Below are 17,980 nucleotides of genomic sequence, written 5' to 3'. Positions count from 1 at the left end.
GCTGTGTCTTTACCTTTTCGCTCTTTTATACAGCTCGATCGTTTTATAGCCTTCCGCCAAGACAGTCTCCATCTCAGTAAAACGCTTTTCTTGGGTCTCTGTTTTCTTCGCACTGTAGACGTAACGTGCCCAGTCTTTCTGATAGCCAAAGGTTAGTTCGTTGTAAATCTTCAACAATTCTTTTTTATCGTCCAAATATTTTTTGATATCATCGACATGCTCAATGTAATCATTCACAGACTGGCTTTTGGGCGGGTTTGCCGCTTTTTTGACCTTGGCTGGCTCTGCCTTCAATCCGATCACAGTAAACACATCATTAAAACTCACCATTCTGGCAAACTTGATGCGGCTTCCTTCCACGAACCCCTCGTCATCCACTGACATGGCCGGAAAGATGCTGTCCCGGTCGATATACTCCGAGTACTGCGGGTTGTTCTTTTTCGGGTAAGCGAAGTAGAGGTACCCTTTATCGGTCAGGTATTGCTTTTCAATCACTTCCTGCACATGCTTCTTGAGGTCCTCCAAATGAAAGATAAAGATAAAAATCAAGTCGTATTTCTCTTTTTGCAAGGTTGTATCAAAGTCCATTCCCGCAAATTCATGAATATCTTCCGGGATATGGAGTATGGCTTTTGTGGGGTACTTGGCAAGGCTTAGTTTCTCCATGATGCTTTTCGGTGAATTCACTGGGATTGCTCCTTTCGCCCCAAGTATTGGAAATTGGAAAACGAGGAATAGTAACGATACTATTTTACCTCGAACTCGAAGAGCTAGAAAGGCGACTAGGGAATGCAAAAAAAGGACGGAATGTTTAGCGCGACAGTCATGCAGGCGTTTGCCATCAACAAAAGCCCTCTTCCTTGGGAAAAAGCCATCAGTGCGGGAGTATGTGCTGGATTGCCAGTCTTGGTGGGATTGCTGCTCGGAAATTTGCCGTATGGATTGATTGCGGGAATCGGAAGCTTCTCCCCCGTGATCGCGGGATTTTCAAACATCACCAAAGAGATGGAGGATCTGCAGGAAGCTCTTCAGGCTATCGGCAAGGTTCGCATCTCCTAATCCGCAAGCAAAAAGCCACTCCGCATGTTGGAGTGGCTGCTCAATTGAATCTTAATCAAATTTTAACTTCGACAACGCATCCTTCAACGCCGTGTTGATCCCTTCGTCCACATCCTTCTCCTGCGACTTCAGGAATTTTGCAACCTCTTTTTTGGATATTTTGCTCCCCTTTTCCTTCTCTCTTCGCTCCTGGAAGGTGGTCAGCTTCTCTCTATGTCCACAAACACAGACGAAGGTTTGGCCCTCACCCTGACCTTGCAGCTCCAGCCTTTTATGGCATTTTGGACATCTGGCATTCGTCTGCTTGGCAATGTTTTTGCGATAGCCGCACTCCCGGTCCTGGCATACCAGCATTTTGCCCCGCTTTCCGTTTACCTCCAGCAAATGCTTGCCGCATTCCGGGCACTTGCTTCTGGTCAGATTGTCGTGGCGAAATGTCTTTTCACTGTTTTTGATCTGCTGCACGACCGTTTTCGCGTAGGTTTTGATGTCGCTGATAAACGCTTGCTTGTTCAGGCTCCCTTTGGCGATGGCGCCGAGCTTCTGCTCCCACTGGGCGGTCAGCGTTGGCGATTGCAAGTCATCGGGGACAAGCTCCAGAAGCTGCTTTCCTTTTGCTGTAACGAAGATGTGCTTTCCGCGCTTTTCAAAGAGGAAGCTGTTAAAAAGCTTCTCGATGACGTCGGCGCGAGTCGCTACAGTACCCAGTCCGCCTGTCTCACCAATCGTTTTGATCAATTCTTTACTCTCGTTCGCCATGTATCTCGCGGGATTTTCCATCGCGCTCAACAGCGTGGCTTCTGTGAAAGGCTCCGGCGGCTTCGTCTCGCCCTTGGTCTGCGATACAGACTGGAGGCGCAGGCGGTCTCCTTTTGCGATTTTCGGCAAAGTCTGCTCCGATACGCCGCTTTTGCTGTCCTCGTCCTCGACGTCGTAGTCATAGACTTCCCGCCAGCCTTGGGCAAGAACGATTTTCCCCCTGGCGATAAACCGCTCACTGCCTATTTTCGCCTGGATCGTGGTTTGCTCGTATTCAAAGGCAGGGAACAAAACCGCCAAAAAGCGTTTTACCACGAGATCGAAAATTTTGCGCTCCCTATCGCTCAAATCACTGAGCAGAACGGATTGCTCGGTCGGGATGATCGCATGGTGATCCGATACCTTGCTGTCGTCCACGAAGGATTTGTTGGCTTTGATCGGCGCGCGCAGCACCTTGGCCGCGAGCGGCGCATATGGCTTCATCTGGACAGCCTTGACCCTGTCTGGCAGGGTTTCTACGATGTCTGCCGAGAGATAGCGCGAGTCCGTCCGCGGGTATGTCACAACCTTGTGATGCTCGTAGAGACCTTGCATGATCGACAACGTCTCTTTTGCCGAAAAGCCGAAGATCCGGTTGGCGTCCCGCTGCAGCTCGGTCAGGTCGTACAGCTGCGGGGCGAAGGTTTTCTTGTGTGCTTTGGTGATCTCGATCACCTCTGCGCTCTGCTCCTGTTTGAGCGACGCCAGCAGTCGATCCATTTTCTCCTTGGAAAAGGATTTGACGTCCTTCGTCTCCGGGTCCTGCCATTGAAGCTGAATCGGTCCCTGTGCCACTGCGGTCAATCCGTAATACGGCTTCGGGGTAAATTGACGGATCTCTTCCTCTCTTTTGGCGACAATCGCCAGTGTCGGAGTCTGGACACGGCCGCAGGAAAGCTGCGCGTTATGCTTGCAGGTCAAAGCCCGTGTAGCATTAATTCCGACCAGCCAGTCTGCCTCTGCACGAGCTGCGGCGGAAGCATACAGATTGTCGTACGCCTTGCCGTCCTTCAGATTGCGAAACCCGTCGCGGATCGCTTTATCCGTCACGGAAGAAATCCACAGACGCTTGATCGGCTTGTTCACGTGCGCCATCTCGATGATCCAGCGAGCGACAAGCTCTCCCTCGCGGCCCGCATCGGTCGCAATGACGATCTCTTTTACGTCGTTTCGCTTCATTTGTTGTTTCACTGCATGAAACTGCTTATTGCTTTCCTTGATGATCACCAGCCGCAACGGGGACGGCATGATCGGCAAATCCTCGATTCTCCATGAACTGTACTGCTGTCCGTATACTTCCGGATCAGCCAATGTGACGAGATGCCCCAAAGCCCATGTGACGATATATTGGTTTCCCTCAAAATAACCGTTTCCTTTTTTGGAACACTGCAAGACCCTGGCGATGTCCCGACCAACGGAGGGCTTCTCAGCCAGTACTAGTGTTTTGCTCATCTATGACACCCTTTCCAACCAACTCGCTTATCATCCTTCCATTCTAACCAAAAAACAATCCGAGGGGGGCTGTTTTAAAAGAAAAGACCCCCTTATATCCAGGGGATCAGTCAACAATCGATATGGTTCCTTCCTATATCTTCTTCACAAATTCAGATTTTAGCTGCATCGCGCCAAAGCCATCAATTTTGCAATCGATATTATGGTCGCCATCCACGAGACGAATATTTTTCACTCTCGTTCCGATCTTCAGGACGGAGGAGCTGCCCTTCACTTTCAGATCCTTGATAACCGTTACACTATCTCCGTCTTGCAGGATGTTGCCGTGCGCATCCTTTACAACCTTCTCATCTTCGCTGCTCGCCATTTCGGAGCCTGCCATCCATTCATGGGCACATTCAGGGCAGACCAGATGATTGCCGTCTTCATACGTATAGGCGGAATTGCATTTTGGGCAATTCGGAAAAGTAGTCATGGTATTTTATTCTCCTAAGGTTATTTGTATTGCTTCAACGATCTTCCATTATACCAAAACATGCCCACTTCTGCCCTCTTCCCTGAAACGCAATCGTAACCATCGGTTAGTTATTCACATCATCCAATAATCCTACACTTTGAATCTACCCACCAGACTTTGCAGTTCTTCCGCCATTTTGGACAAAGAAGCAGTGGAAGAGGTAATCTCCTCTATCGATGCCAACTGTTCTTCGGCAGAAGCAGATGCATTTTCTGATTCGGAGGCAACGGTTTTGGAGCCCTGTGAAATCTCTTCAATCGAATGCACGACTTGCGTGGTACTGGAAGACATCTGTTCCGACGCTGCAGATATTTCCTGCACCTGGTTCGAGACCTTGTCGATGTTTTGTTTGATTTCCTCAAACAATGCTCCTGCTGTGTGGACGACTCGGATACCCTCATCGACTTCCTTGACTCCTACCTCCATTGACTCTACCACGGTACGTGTATGGTTTTTAATGGTTCCGACCAAGTTTGCAATTTGTCCGGTTGACTGAGCAGATTGTTCAGCCAGTTTACGAACTTCATCCGCAACCACAGCAAACCCGCGTCCCTGCTCACCAGCCCTGGCTGCCTCGATCGCTGCATTAAGAGCCAAAAGATTCGTTTGTGCTGCGATCTCTGAAATCACTTCCACGATATGTCCGATTTCCTGCGAATGACCTTCCATTTCCATGACGGCCTTTGCTAAATGATCCATCGTCTGGTGAAGAGCATCCATTTGCTGCACGGTGGTGATGATCGCCTGATTTCCTTCCAATGCCTTGTGGGACGTTTCCACCGACAATTCAGATGTCACTTGGGCGCTGGAGGCAATTTGCTGGATACCGGACGACATCTCATTGATAGCCGAGACGCTTTCATATACATTTTTGGATTGCATGGTGGCACTCGCGGTAACTTCCTGGATGGTTTGCGTGATCATTTCCGTCGCTTGACTGGATTGCTCCGCACTTGCCATCAATTCTTCAGAGGAAGCCGCTACGTGCTCTGCACTGGCATGGATTTCTACAACCAAGGTGCGCAAATTTTCCTTCATTTGATTAAATGAACTGGCAAGAACGCCGACCTCGTCCCGATTCTTGATCTGAAGATTCTCTGTTGTTAAATCACCCTGCGCAATCCGTTCTGCTGCTGCTGCGATCGCCACGATAGGTTTGGAGATCATTCGCGAGCTGAATATGCCGATCAACACCGACAAAACAACAGCGAAGATGCTGAGAACTGCGACATTCGTTATCGCATTTTGCGTCAACTCGGAATTCTTTTGGCTCTCTTCCGTCATTGATGCAAGCTGTTCATTGGCGAGGCCTTCTGCAATCTCGTCCATCTCGATTCCCAGCGCCAAAACCTCGCTCCTAAAATAGTATCTGATCGCATCAAAAGATTGATTGCTCTGAACCATCCCCAGCACATGCTCATATTTCTCTTTAAATTCCTGGTTCAACCCTTCCAGACGTTGCAATTGCTCGCCAAATCCACCCAATTTCGCTATAGAAATCGTTTCGGTCGTTAATCGGGTCACATTTTCGTTCGAGACCTTTATATCATCTAAAAAATCTCGATCCCGTGTCAGTATATACCCGCTCAGACTGTTGCTTTCCTTAGCCACCTCTGCTTGAATCTTTTGCACATTCGACAATATCAATGCCCGTCTGCCGATCAAATCTGTACCGGAGTGGTTAATTTCCTGCAGATAATAACTCGAGATCAGGCCTGTCAGTACCAACAGCAGGGCAATCCCTAAAAAAGACCCTACCAGCTTTTTGCCAATCGTCAACTTCATGAAATACACCTCTTCAAGTCAATAGTAATATGATACCAATTCCTTCAAGAAGGACCATGCGACCCGCTTTCAAGAATCTCTCTCGTAAGCTTTTTATAGGATTCGTACCACTTTTCCCACTCTTGCTTGCGGGATTCCAGCGCCCTCCCATCCAGTTGCGCTTCGATGACATCCAGACATACATGCCAGCCAGCGAGGTCTTTGGGGGTATGGTCCGTGATATTCTTGATCCTCTCAAGGAAAACCAACCGGCATTCGGCAGCTGAATCTGGCGCCAATTCAAAGCGCACGCGATCCTCGCCCCATTCATATTCCAAAACTGCCAGCTCTTTGCAGTCGCTGATCACCATTTCCTCGAACGTACCATTCTGCATGTCGAATATCATGGTCCCCCCTTCCCGCAGATCTTTCACTCGCAACTCAGGAAACCATTGCGCCAGCTTATCGTTTTCCGTCAACATGGACCACACCTGTTCTACAGGGTGTTTGAGATAGCGCTCCATACGGGCTATATAGCCGTATTCGCCTTTTTGCAGATCTGCCAACATTGTACCCCTCCTCTACCAGTTATTCTTCCACCTCCCTTGCTTATCCAAACAAGGCAAATCAGCCAACCTGGCATGTATGCCAAGCTGGCTGATCGAGTCCGGTGTTTATTTTCGGGAATCCACAAATCGATTGCCTGCTGAACCAAACCCAAAAATGAAAATCAGGATAGAGGCAGCAAGGAGGATCAGAAGCGGAGGCGTCCAGCTGTCGGTCACATCATGCAGATAACCGAAAAGGGTCGGGCCGATGGCTGCCAGAAGATAGCCGACTGATTGAGCCATACCCGACAATTCCGCAGCTTGTTGTGCCGTACGTGTACGCAAGGTAAAAAACATCATCGCCAAGCTAAAAGCAAAACCCGCTCCTATCCCCAGCATCATGATCCACAACAAAATCCATTCAATGCTGCCAAAAAGAAGACCAAATGTCCCGCCTAGCAGCAAAAGGGTCGTAACATACACGAGTGGTCGTTGACTCTGCATTCTCCCCGCAATGACAGGTACGAGGAAGGTAAACGGCAGCAAGGATAGCTGCATCATCGAGAGCATCCAGCCCGAGTGGCTTTTGTCGATCCCCTGTTGCAGGAGGATTTCGGGCAGCCACGTGATCAGGACATAAAAGATCAAAGATTGCAGCCCCATAAACATGGTTACTTGCCAGGCAAGCGGCGAACGCCACAAGTTAATTTTGTCGTTTGAGATTTGTTGATTGCTTGCGGCAATTTGCTGACGGCGGCCTTTTATCTGCGGCAGCCAGGTAAAGATGGCAATCAGGCTCAAAACACCCCAGATCCCGAGCGCGCCCTGCCAGCCCAGGCCCAGATCTACTGCTATCGGAATGCTGATTCCGGAAGCAACGGCTCCACACAGATTCATCGACATGGAGTAGATTCCGGTCATCATGCCGATTCGCTCGGGAAACTCCCTTTTAATCAGACTCGGCAACAAAACGTTTCCGGTAGCGATAGCCAATCCAATCAGCGCAGTACCGATAAACAAAGTGGCTGTTCCCGAAAGCGAACGCAGGAGAATTCCCACGCAGAGCAGGACAATTGAAACAAGCAGAACCGGTTCTACCTTGTATCGCCGCGCCAGCTTCGGTGCAAAGGGAGAAAACAACGCGAAGCAAAATAACGGCAAAGCAGTGATCATTCCGGCTACGGTATTCGAGATATGCAATTGATCCCGAATCGACCCGACGAGCGGACCTACAGAAGTAAGGGGAGCCCGAAGAATGGCCGCGATAAAAACAATACCGAGTATAAGTGCCCAAGGCGTAAAGGTGGCGCTGGATTGGGAAGACGGTTGATTTCTTTCTATGGGATTCGGTGTACTCATGATCGGCTCCTCGTATTATGACCTTGTGTCTCTTCCTTTCCTACTCACATTGCTCTTTCTTTAGCTCTTCTCGAAAGTAATCCATATAGCGCTGAACAGCTTCTGTCGCTTTCACAGGATCTTGTTGGACAATGGCTTTTACCAGATCTCGATGCGCTTGCTGGTGGCAATCCGAGTGGCTCTTCATTTCCGTGAGATGATTGACCGATTCTTGCAAAGCCTCTGTCATATGCTCGTACAATTCGATGAACAGGCTGTTTTGCGTCGCGCCTACAATGGCCTGGTGCAAAGCAATGTCTGCCTCTACATATGTCTTGATATCTTTCGCTTCGGCGGCTTTATTGCAAATATCCAGATAGTGCAGCATCGTATCCACATCTTCTTGTGTTCGACGGGTGGCAGCCAATCGAGCTGCTTCCTGCTCGAGGGCATACCGCACTTCCATGGTTTCCATCAGACTTGACTTTCTTATACGCCGTTGGAGAACCACGCCCAGAATACTGGCGGAGCTTACATACGTTCCATCTCCTTGTTTGGGAACCAGCAGCCCGGCGTGGACCAGGGCTCGTACAGCCTCGCGAACGGTATTTCGACTGACGCCAAGTTCAGCAACCAGCTCAGGCTCAGCCGGAATCCGAGATCCGACTGGCCACTTGCCCGATTCAATCAAGGCTTGAATTTGAAGGGCAACTTGTTCGACCAGCGTTGTTCGATTTGTTTTTTGCAGCACGGGAACGGAACACCTCCAAACATCGGATGTTTAACTGTATGGCTAGTATAAGGAACAAAAAACAAATCTGTCAATGCTCGTCGACACTTCAAACACTTTCGCAAAAATGCCCCGAAAGAGAGGCGCTTCGTGAAACAGGCTCTTCTTCCGGGGCATTGCTTTTGTCCTTTTATTCTTCGGTCAGAGTGTCGCTTCCCACTTGGAGACTTCTTCGCGAACTCGCGGCGCCACTTCTGTCCCCAGCAAATGAATCGCCTTCATGACCAGATCATGGGGCATCGAACCAACGGGCACATGAAGCATGAAACGTGTGATGCCCACCTTTTTTCGCAGGTGGATGATCTTGTCGGCTACCGTTTCCGGGTCGCCTACATACAGCGCTCCTTCAAAGCTGCGAGCGGCATCAAAGCTGGATCGATCGTAATGCCCCCAGCCACGCTCCCGTCCCAGCACGTTCATGGCCTGCTGCGTGGAAGGGAAAAACTCATCCGCTGCCTTCAGGGTATCCTCTGCGACATAACCGTGCGAATGCGAGGCGACCATCAGCTTGGAAGGATCATGACCTGCCTGTGCCGCGGCTCTTTTATACAGCTCTACGATCGGTGCGAACTGAGTTGGACGGCCGCCAATAATGGCGAGAACGAGCGGCAGCCCAAGCACTCCCGCTCGTATGGCAGACTGAGGCGTTCCACCGCTGCCAATCCAAACAGGCAGCGGGTTTTGCACCGGTCTGGGGTATACCCCCAGGTTGTGAATCGCTGGCCGGTGCCCTCCTCTCCAGGTTACCTTTTCCGATTCGCGTATCTTCAACAATAGCTCCAGCTTCTCATCGAACAATTCGTCGTAATCCTGCAGATCATACCCAAACAGGGGGAAGGACTCGATAAAGGAACCTCTGCCCGCCATGATCTCGGCTCGTCCATTCGATAGGGCGTCCAGTGTAGCAAAATCCTGGAATACGCGCACCGGGTCAGCGGAGGACAACACGGTAACCGCGCTTGTCAGCCGGATCCGTTTGGTCTGCGGGGCGGCGGCAGCAAGCACAACCGCAGGAGAAGATGCCGCATAATCCTTGCGATGATGCTCACCTACCCCGAAGACATCCAATCCTACCTGATCAGCCAATACGATTTCCTCGACCACCTCGCGCAAACGCTGGGCATGACTGATCACCTCACCCGTTTTGACATCCGGTGTAGTCTCTACAAACGTACTAATTCCTATTTCCACTGACGAATCCCCCTTCTCAACTGTCTTATTATCATCCCAGTTACGGCAAAATCATTTATATCAAAAAGCAATATCTCTATTTTGAGACTTTTTCCTGCCGATTTCAAGTTTTTATCGCAAGGAACTCGTTTCGATCCCAGCATTCACACAAAAAACAGGCGACCCTTCCCTGGCAGACTGCCAAGGTTGGATCGCCTTACGGATCTGTTTTTCATAAAGGATGCTATCGATTGCTCTGGTCAAGCTCTGCTTCGATGTAAGAGTCCTTCGAAGACTCACCCATGCGCCAGTACACGATGAGACTCACGGCGATACAAGCAGCGACATAGTAGTAGAACATAGATTCGACGCCAATGCTCTTGCACCATAACGCGATAAACTCTGCCGTACCACCGAACACGGCCACTGTGACTCCGTAAGGGAAACCAACGCCAAGCGCGCGGATTTCTGTCGGGAAGAGCTCGGCCTTCACGATTGCATTAATCGAAGTGTAGCCCGTGACAATGATGAGACCGACCATCATGAGCAAGAATGCGCCGATCGGGCTCTGTGTATTCTCCATGAACAAGAACAGCGGCACAGTCAGCAACGTTCCGAAGACACCAAAAAACATCAGCAGCGGGCGCCGTCCAATCCGGTCAGAAAGCGCACCGGCAAGCGGTTGAAGGACAACGAACACCAAGAGGGCGACAAAGTTGATCCAGCTCACAACTCCCTTGGGGAGGCCCACTGTATTCACCATGAACTTCTGCATATAGGTTGTGTACGTATAGAAAGCAACAGTTCCGCCGAGCGTCAGACCCACTACGGTCAGCACTGCCTTGGGATGCTTCATTAATGCGCGGATTGTTCCGGCGTTAGACCGGCTTTCAGATCCCATTTTTGAAAATTGCTCGGATTCATCCATCGAACGGCGCAGCCACAATACTGCCAGGGCACCTAATGCACCGATCACAAAAGGAATGCGCCATCCCCATGTCTTCATATCTGCATCAGTGAGTACTTGTTGAAGAACGATCTGAACGCCAAGTGCTGTCAGTTGCCCTCCAACCAGTGTCACGTACTGGAAGCTGGAGTAGAAGCCGCGGCGGCCGCTGCTGGCCATCTCGGACAGGTAGGTCGCAGAGGTGCCGTATTCTCCCCCGAGTGACAGCCCTTGAAGCAGTCGCGCAACAACCAGGATGATCGGAGCCATGATTCCAATCGTCTCATACCCTGGTGTACAGGCGATGATCAAAGAACCACCTGCCATGATGGTGATAGAAAGTGTCAAGGCAGCGCGACGGCCGTGGCGATCGGCGTAACGTCCGAGCAGCAAACTCCCGATCGGACGCATCAGGAAACCGACAGCGAAGACTGCTGCTGTATTCAGCAGTTGACTCGTCGGGTCTCCCGCGGGAAAGAATTCAGACGAAAAATACACGGCAAATGCTGCATATACGTACCAATCATACCATTCGATCAGGTTTCCAACCGAACCTTTAAAGATGTTTGCCGTGATGCGTCGTGTCTGTGCTCGATCATTGGACTGACTCATAGTTCATCCTCCTTTTGAATTCCTGTAGAAGGTCGATCATTCGTTCCTTCAGAAGCTTGTCCAAAACTTTGTAAGGGATTTCATTTCATCCCGTCACAAGATCGCTTTATCAATGCTTTTGATTTTACGAGGTGTGCGGATACGCATCTATTACTTCCTGCTGAGTGTTCAAAAACAGCAACCGAAATGCCTGTATTGGAATTTGAGTTGCATTGATTTATTCGTTCTCAGGGATTACCCTTACTGTTAGGAGGATGCCATGAATTTCAACATGTTAGTACAACTTTTCGGAAATATATCGGTTATCGCCATGATTTCCCTGCTGATCGGGCAATTGAATTATTTTCGCAACATCATTTATGGAAAAAACAATTGGAAACGCATCATGATTCTCTCGACCCTTTTCGGTTTCATGTCGGTCATCGGTACAGAAAACGGCATTCGGATCAATGATGCAATCGCCAATACACGGATTGTCGGGTCTCTTGTCGGCGGGCTGATCGGGGGCCCGGTGGTTGGAACGCTTGCCGGGATCATCGGAGGAATTCATCGCTATCAGATCGGCGGCTTCACCGCTTTCGCATGTGCAGCATCTACCGTATTGGTCGGTTTATTAGGCGGGATCGTCGGGACCAAGCATGATCTTTCAAAAATGAAATGGAAATACATCCTTCTCTTGGGCATTACAGCCGAATTAATCCAAAAGATCATGGTATTTCTCGTAGCCAAACCTTTTGAAGCTGCCCTTGAACTGGAATTGCAAATAGCCATACCGACGACCATCATTACCATTTTGGGGCTGTCGATTTTCACTCTTATTTTTCAGAATCTCAAAATGATGCAAGACCAATCCGGCGCTCTTGTCGCAAATCTCGCCCTTACCATCGCCAGTCGTACGCTGCCTCACCTTCGGACAGGCTTAAATAAAGACTCGGCTGAGAAAACGGCTGATATCATTTGTGAGATCACCTCGGTAGATGCCGTTGCCATTACGAATTGCGAGAAATTGCTATGCGTGAAAGGAATAGAATGGGAACAGCCTTTTCAAGGAGAAGCGCTTGCTGCACAAGTTGCGAAAGCCGTTTTTCAGCAGCAAAATGTGATTTACCAAGACAAGGAGCTTGTATTTCCTCGAAATCTTCCGTTTCAGTCAGTGATCGGGGCGCCCTTGTATCATCGAAATAAAATCATCGGAAGCTTGCAGTTTTATTATCGAAGCTCGTCCTTCAGAATGTCCCAGACTCATCTCAAATTGGCAGACGGCTTGGCCAATCTGCTTTCGGTTCAAATCGAGCTTGCAGAAATCGAGCATCATACGAAAATGAGGCAACAGGCAGAATTAAATGCCTTGCAAGCACAAATTAACCCGCATTTTCTTTTCAACACATTGAGTACCATTATGTCCTATTGCCGAACCGACCCCGAACAAGCCAGGAGCTTGCTTGGCAACTTAAGCGACATCTTCAGGCGAAACCTGAGGAACAAGGGGAATTTTCACAGCCTGCAGGAAGAACTGGACGGCATCAAATCTTATTTGGAAATCGAGAAGGTCAGATTCGCAAACAGATTGACCGTTCTGATGGAGATTGATGAATCTTTGCTGCATGTGAAATTGCCTATCCTGACTTTACAGCCGATTATTGAAAACGCCATTCATCACGGGCTATCCCCCAAAATCAGTGACTGCTTGCTGACGATCCGAGTGGCGCGTTCCAGCCATAACGTGAAAATCAGCATTGAAGACAATGGAATTGGCATGTCCGAGGAGCGTTTGGCTGAAGTCCTGAATCGCCAATCTCAAGGAATCGGACTTTCGAATGTACATCAGAGACTGCAATCCGTGTATGGGAATGAGTATGGGCTTCATCTGGAAAGCAAGTCAGGCAAGGGAACCCTCGTGACATTCGAAGCCCCCCTCCACGGACCCTGAAAGGATGTGAACCCACTTGTTCTTGAAAACCATGATTATCGATGATGAACCAGCGATATGTTCAGAATTGGAATACATGTTAAAAAAATATATCGATATCCAGGTTGTTTCGATCCACTACAATCCCGTTGAGGCTCTTCCCCAGATTATCGAGCTAGAGCCTGACTTGCTTTTTTTAGATATTCAAATGCCTGGAATGAATGGTCTGGAGTTTGCGAAAAAGTTGAATCAGCTGTCCCATCCGCCTCTGATCATTTTTTCAACTGCTTTTCATGAACATGCATTGGAAGCCTTTCATACCCCTGCTGTCTTTTACCTGACCAAACCGATTCTTGAATCCAAACTGGACGAGGCAATCAAGAAAGTGAAGTCTCTTCAAACAAAAAAGAAAGCCACTGATCACCAACCTCCTCCCGCTTTGGAGGAATATGTATGCGTCCGAAAAGACAACAAGATTATACCGATCCAGGTAAGCCAAATTTTCTTTGCATTTGTAAAGGAAAGAGAATTATATATTGCCACTCATGATACGATCGAAAAATGCGATCTTTCCCTCCATGAATTGGAAGCTATTTTGAATAAAACGGGCTCGTTTTTTCGCTGTCATCGAAACTATGTAATCAATTTAAAACAGATAAAAGAAATGATTCCTTGGTTCCATAATACGTATCTAATCAAGATGAACGATGGCAAGCAGACAGAAATTCCGGTAAGTAGAGGGAAGATGAAAGCATTCCGCAGTATGATGAACTTATAATTTCCAATGGAAAAGAATATAGAGGTTACTGTCTAATGATGTTGAAATCACTCTATATGAGAAGCAAACAGTTGACCACACTCAAACACATCATTATTATCCTGCTTTTTTTCGGTCTCCTCCTTGGCTTGCGATGGGTCTGGGCCGAGAATTTTTCTTCGGCTGCATTTACCCCTGCGGTCAATGGCGTTCTTGATCTGCGCGGCTGGAAAATGGATCGAACCTCGACTGTCCCTTTGGATGGCGAATGGCAGTTTTATCCTGGAAAGCTCATCTCCCAACAGGATGTGCCATTGGAAGCTAACGATGTTCGCACGGTTCAAGTTCCGGGGGACTGGAGCGAGGCACTTTCGAAGGAGGCGGGTTCCTCATTGGGGTACGGCACCTATCGGCTGCGCATTCTTGTAGACCCTCTGGAGGAGCCTGCCGGATTCTGGTTCAAAGGAATACAAGCCTCATCCAGGGTGGAAATAAACGGGATCGCCGAGAGCAATATGGGAACCCCCGCCGAAAACGCGAATGCGTATACGCCAAAGTATGTCTCTTACACGGCTACTTACTCTGTGGAGGGCACAAAAGAAATTGAATTGCTTATCCGAGTCGCGAACTTTGAAGACCCCTACAACGGCGGTATTCTGGACTCCATTCGCTTTGGCTCCCAGGCGGCCATTGACTACGTTCGCTGGTATTCCATCGGATTCCAACTCGTTACGTTTATGGTGCTGCTGCTTCATGGTTAGTATGCTTTGATCCTGTACCTCTTTAGCCCTCGCGAACGGGCTTTGTTCATCGTCAGCCTGTTGACGCTGTTGGCTGGAGTGTATATTGTAACCCACCATGACTACCTGCTTCTGCTATGGCTGCCGATCAATTATGCATGGGCGCTGAAGATCAGGCTGCTTTCCGTCCTGTGGCAGATCTTTCTGATTCTGCTTCTGTTCAGGAGGTTCTCATCGGCTCCAGCCTGGAACAAATGGATGCGGATCTACACGGTGGCTCTTTTTGTTTACTCCGTTTTTTTATTGGTTGCAACCACTCAACCGGTACATGCGACCGTCGCGTTTGGAATCTTTGGCTTTTTCTGCTTCATATCCTTTGCCTGGTTTCTCTACGTCATTGGATCAATGATCTTCAAAAAGCATGCGGATCACGACGTCGTCTTCTTGCTTTTATCCGCGGCGAGTATTTTATCCAGCCTTTTCTGGAGCTTATGGAATTCGTATCAAGAGATGATATTCGTCTATTACCCGCTGGATATTATGGCTTCCATTGTCGGGTTTTCTGCATACTGGTTCAAAAAGTTCTTCCGCAATGCAAAGGAAAATGCCAAGTTGAATGAGCAGTTAAAGAAAGCTGACAAGCTGAAAGACCAATTTCTCGCCAATACCTCGCATGAACTGCGAACACCACTCCATGGCATCATGAACATCGCGGAGAGTGTCGTAACCAAAGAAAAAGAAACGATGAGTGAGCGAAGCGTCAAGGATATGGAGCTGCTAATCACGATCAGCCGCCGCATGTCTCATATGCTTGGCGATCTGCTCGATGTGGCAAGGCTCCAGGAACAGCGAATCGTGCTGGAGAAGCAGCCCCTGCAGATTCAATCGATCGTACCGGGCGTAATCGGCATGCTTCGCTTTATGACCGAAGGAAAGCCGGTCCAGATGAGGATGGATATTGCCGAGACGATGCCTCCTGTGATGGCCGATGAGAAAGGCTCGTACAGATTCTGTACAATCTGCTGCATAACGCCCTCAAATATACGAAAAAAGGAACGATCCTTGTCTTTGCCGAGATACGGGAAGGACGCGCTGTCATCCATGTTTCCGACACCGGCGTAGGCATGGATGAGCAAACGCAGGAGCGAGCGTTTCTGCCTTATGAGCAAGGCTCTTACGGGATCAGCGATGGCAGAGGAATTGGGCTGGGGTTGAACATATGCAAGCAGTTGGTCGAATTGCATGGCGGTGCATTGACGGTCCAATCGGAACCAGGGAAAGGCTCCGTGTTCCGTTTCGATCTGCCGTTAGCCAGCTCGGCGATTTCGAGCTTGCCGCAGCATTCGCTGCATCACGGCCAAAAGACGGATGAAGCGGAAGCTGGATTGATTTTCTCGGACAACCCGTATGGCTTTGTGCCATCCGCAGAACCCGATCCGCATCCTCTCAACGGCGAAAAGGTATCGATCCTAGCTGTCGACGACGCCCCCGTCAACCTGAATGTGCTGGTTGGAATCCTCTCTACCGAGCCGTATAGCGTTACAATCGCCCAATCTGCTCAAGAGGCATTGGAGCTGCTCCCGACACAGCAATGGGATTTATTGATTGCGGATGTCATGATGCCGCAGATGTCCGGATACGAATTGACGCAAAAGATAAGGGAGCATTACTCCTTGTCGGAGCTTCCCATACTGCTGTTGACTGCCCGCAGTCAGCCTGCTGATATCTATACGGGTTTCTTGTCGGGTGCCAACGACTATGTCACCAAGCCTGTAGATGCTTTGGAGCTCAAGTACCGCATACGAGCATTAATCACGCTGAAGCAATCCATAACTGAACGCTTACGGATGGAAGCTGCTTATTTGCAGGCTCAAATTCATCCTCATTTTCTTTTCAACACGCTGAATTCCATACTGGCATTAAGCGATATCGATACGAAAAAAATGCGTGAGCTGGGCGATGCGCTTGCTTCCTATTTGCGGATCAGCTTTGATTTTCTGAATACAAAGGAACTGGTAGAGCTATCCCATGAACTGGAACTGATCGAAACCTATCTGTATGTGGAAAAAGAACGGTTTGAGGATCGATTGTCTGTCGTATGGGAGATTGATTCTGACATCGACTTGCTGCTCCCCCCGCTGACAATCCAACCACTGGTGGAAAATGCAGTCCGACACGGTCTCCTCAAGCAATCGAGAGGCGGCACGGTTCATATCCGCATCGTCCGACAGGATTGCTCCACTCTTGTGGAAGTCATCGATGATGGCAAAGGGATGGAACAAGAGAAGGTTCTGCAATTGTTGAGCCCACCCTGGGATAAAAAGGGCGGAATCGGTCTTTCCAACACAAATCGAAGGTTGACGCAAATGTACGGGCAAGGGCTGTCTATTCGCAGCAAACCGAATGAAGGGACAACCGTGTCGTTTGTAATACCGGATCTGTAAGGAATTGGGGGTGGGGCATATAGCCTCACCCTTTTCGTGTAGGAACGGGTTCAGAATCGGGGAAAAACGTTTTGTCTTTGATCCTGCTACTGAACGACGTCCCAGGACCCTTCCCGTTCGTGCCGGCATTTACCTCGACGTAGAACGCGACGTCCCGCATGTCTATTCAGCTTTCACGGTAATATAATTTAAATCCATGCACCCGCGTAGGATGCGACTAGATCCGAAGTGGAAAGCATCTACACCATATGATTTCAATCCACGCATCCGCGTAGGATGCGACGCGAGGATGGCTGCTCCCAAGGCCATATAATAAGATTTCAATCCACGCATCCGCGTAGGATGCGACATTCTTTAAAACGGTTGTTTTTGACGAGATACAGATTTCAATCCACGCATCCGCGTAGGATGCGACATGTATTCACCTTCGTATATGTCCAAAACTTTGCATTTCAATCCACGCATCCGCGTAGGATGCGACTTTCCCACTCTTCCATAGCAACACCTTCTGGATATTTCAATCCACGCATCCGCGTAGGATGCGACGATTGATCCTGAACCATTGAAACGAGCTGCTGATATTTCAATCCACGCATCCGCGTAGGATGCGACAAGATAAGAAATCACTAAGGGAGCGGATCGCGATATTTCAATCCACGCATCCGCGTAGGATGCGACGAGGGTATAAGTGCCAAGACCACGTAAGTCGGAAATTTCAATCCACGCATCCGCGTAGGATGCGACTACTTACTCAGCCGCTCAATGTCACCTTCCGGGGGATTTCAATCCACGCATCCGCGTAGGATGCGACGGTCTGCTCGGATACTGCTTTGCCCAGGTCGTAGATATTTCAATCCACGCATCCGCGTAGGATGCGACTCAAACGAGGCATGCGGGTGGAAGTTGACGGGCATTTCAATCCACGCATCCGCGTAGGATGCGACTCCCGCTTGGCTTGCGTGACCAGCAACATTTAAGGCATTTCAATCCACGCATCCGCGTAGGATGCGACATTTCAAAGATGGATCGTCAACGACGGTTTCTAAATTTCAATCCACGCATCCGCGTAGGATGCGACGTTGATCGAGGGCGGACGGTTGAGTACGACTTTATTTCAATCCACGCATCCGCGTAGG

Annotated in this window: 12 protein-coding genes, 1 pseudogene and 1 CRISPR repeat array (1 of these 14 cut by a window edge); of the genes and pseudogenes, 4 read left to right on the top strand and 9 right to left on the bottom strand. The window is 49.2% G+C overall.

Annotation, left to right across the window (positions count from 1 at the left end; genetic code table 11):
* Positions 1-9: 9 nt before the first annotated feature.
* Positions 10-687, bottom strand: coding sequence for a YdeI/OmpD-associated family protein (locus T458_RS52495; RefSeq protein ID WP_023559147.1), 678 nt, complete (start codon positions 685-687; stop codon positions 10-12).
* Between the two features lie 102 nt (positions 688-789).
* Between T458_RS52495 and T458_RS52490 the strand changes: the two genes are divergently transcribed.
* The gene (locus T458_RS52490; RefSeq protein WP_023559146.1) at positions 790-1,059 is read left to right on the top strand and encodes a hypothetical protein; all 270 of its coding nucleotides are present in this window, start codon (positions 790-792) and stop codon (positions 1,057-1,059) included.
* A 51-nt stretch (positions 1,060-1,110) separates the two neighbouring features.
* On the opposite strand, the gene T458_RS52485 is transcribed toward T458_RS52490, so the two are convergent.
* The 8 genes from T458_RS52485 to T458_RS52450 all read right to left on the bottom strand — a co-directional run bounded on the left by T458_RS52485 (position 1,111) and on the right by T458_RS52450 (position 10,994).
* Complete coding sequence (locus T458_RS52485; protein WP_023559145.1) at positions 1,111-3,309, bottom strand: DNA topoisomerase III; 2,199 nt, start codon at positions 3,307-3,309, stop codon at positions 1,111-1,113.
* A gap of 133 nt (positions 3,310-3,442) precedes the next feature.
* Entirely contained in the window at positions 3,443-3,784 is a 342-nt protein-coding gene (locus T458_RS52480; RefSeq protein WP_023559144.1) for a zinc ribbon domain-containing protein YjdM, read from the bottom strand.
* Positions 3,785-3,916: 132 nt separating this feature from the next.
* A complete protein-coding gene (locus tag T458_RS52475; protein ID WP_023559143.1) occupies positions 3,917-5,611 on the bottom strand; it encodes a methyl-accepting chemotaxis protein in 1,695 nt (564 codons plus the stop codon).
* Between the two features lie 44 nt (positions 5,612-5,655).
* On the bottom strand, positions 5,656-6,159 hold the full coding sequence (locus T458_RS52470) for an SRPBCC family protein (RefSeq protein ID WP_023559142.1): 504 nt from the start codon (positions 6,157-6,159) through the stop codon (positions 5,656-5,658).
* A 105-nt stretch (positions 6,160-6,264) separates the two neighbouring features.
* Complete coding sequence (locus tag T458_RS52465) at positions 6,265-7,497, bottom strand: CynX/NimT family MFS transporter (RefSeq protein ID WP_023559141.1); 1,233 nt, start codon at positions 7,495-7,497, stop codon at positions 6,265-6,267.
* A gap of 40 nt (positions 7,498-7,537) precedes the next feature.
* Positions 7,538-8,227: a FadR/GntR family transcriptional regulator gene (locus T458_RS52460; protein WP_023559140.1), complete on the bottom strand. Its 690-nt coding sequence runs from the start codon at positions 8,225-8,227 to the stop codon at positions 7,538-7,540.
* Between the two features lie 180 nt (positions 8,228-8,407).
* Complete coding sequence (locus T458_RS52455; protein ID WP_023559139.1) at positions 8,408-9,457, bottom strand: LLM class flavin-dependent oxidoreductase; 1,050 nt, start codon at positions 9,455-9,457, stop codon at positions 8,408-8,410.
* A gap of 223 nt (positions 9,458-9,680) precedes the next feature.
* The gene (locus T458_RS52450) at positions 9,681-10,994 is read right to left on the bottom strand and encodes an MFS transporter (protein ID WP_023559138.1); all 1,314 of its coding nucleotides are present in this window, start codon (positions 10,992-10,994) and stop codon (positions 9,681-9,683) included.
* A gap of 259 nt (positions 10,995-11,253) precedes the next feature.
* Between T458_RS52450 and T458_RS0129435 the strand changes: the two genes are divergently transcribed.
* The 3 genes and pseudogenes from T458_RS0129435 (at position 11,254) to T458_RS58070 (ending at position 16,844) form a co-directional block, all read left to right on the top strand.
* Positions 11,254-12,924: a LytS/YhcK type 5TM receptor domain-containing protein gene (locus tag T458_RS0129435; protein WP_031306228.1), complete on the top strand. Its 1,671-nt coding sequence runs from the start codon at positions 11,254-11,256 to the stop codon at positions 12,922-12,924.
* 31 nt (positions 12,925-12,955) lie between these two features.
* Positions 12,956-13,681 (top strand): LytR/AlgR family response regulator transcription factor, encoded by a 726-nt coding sequence (locus T458_RS52445; protein ID WP_252989880.1) that lies wholly within the window; start codon positions 12,956-12,958, stop codon positions 13,679-13,681.
* Positions 13,682-13,737: 56 nt separating this feature from the next.
* Positions 13,738-16,844 (top strand): annotated as a pseudogene (locus T458_RS58070) (ATP-binding protein).
* 186 nt (positions 16,845-17,030) lie between these two features.
* A CRISPR array of direct repeats spans positions 17,031-17,980; the repeat unit is 32 nt; unit sequence ATTTCAATCCACGCATCCGCGTAGGATGCGAC (it continues 4,032 nt past the right edge of the window).

The organism is Brevibacillus panacihumi W25 (assembly GCF_000503775.1).
GTDB lineage: Bacteria > Bacillota > Bacilli > Brevibacillales > Brevibacillaceae > Brevibacillus > Brevibacillus panacihumi_A.
The sequence above is the reverse complement of the archived record's forward strand: the minus strand, read 5'-3'. Positions and strand labels throughout refer to the sequence as shown.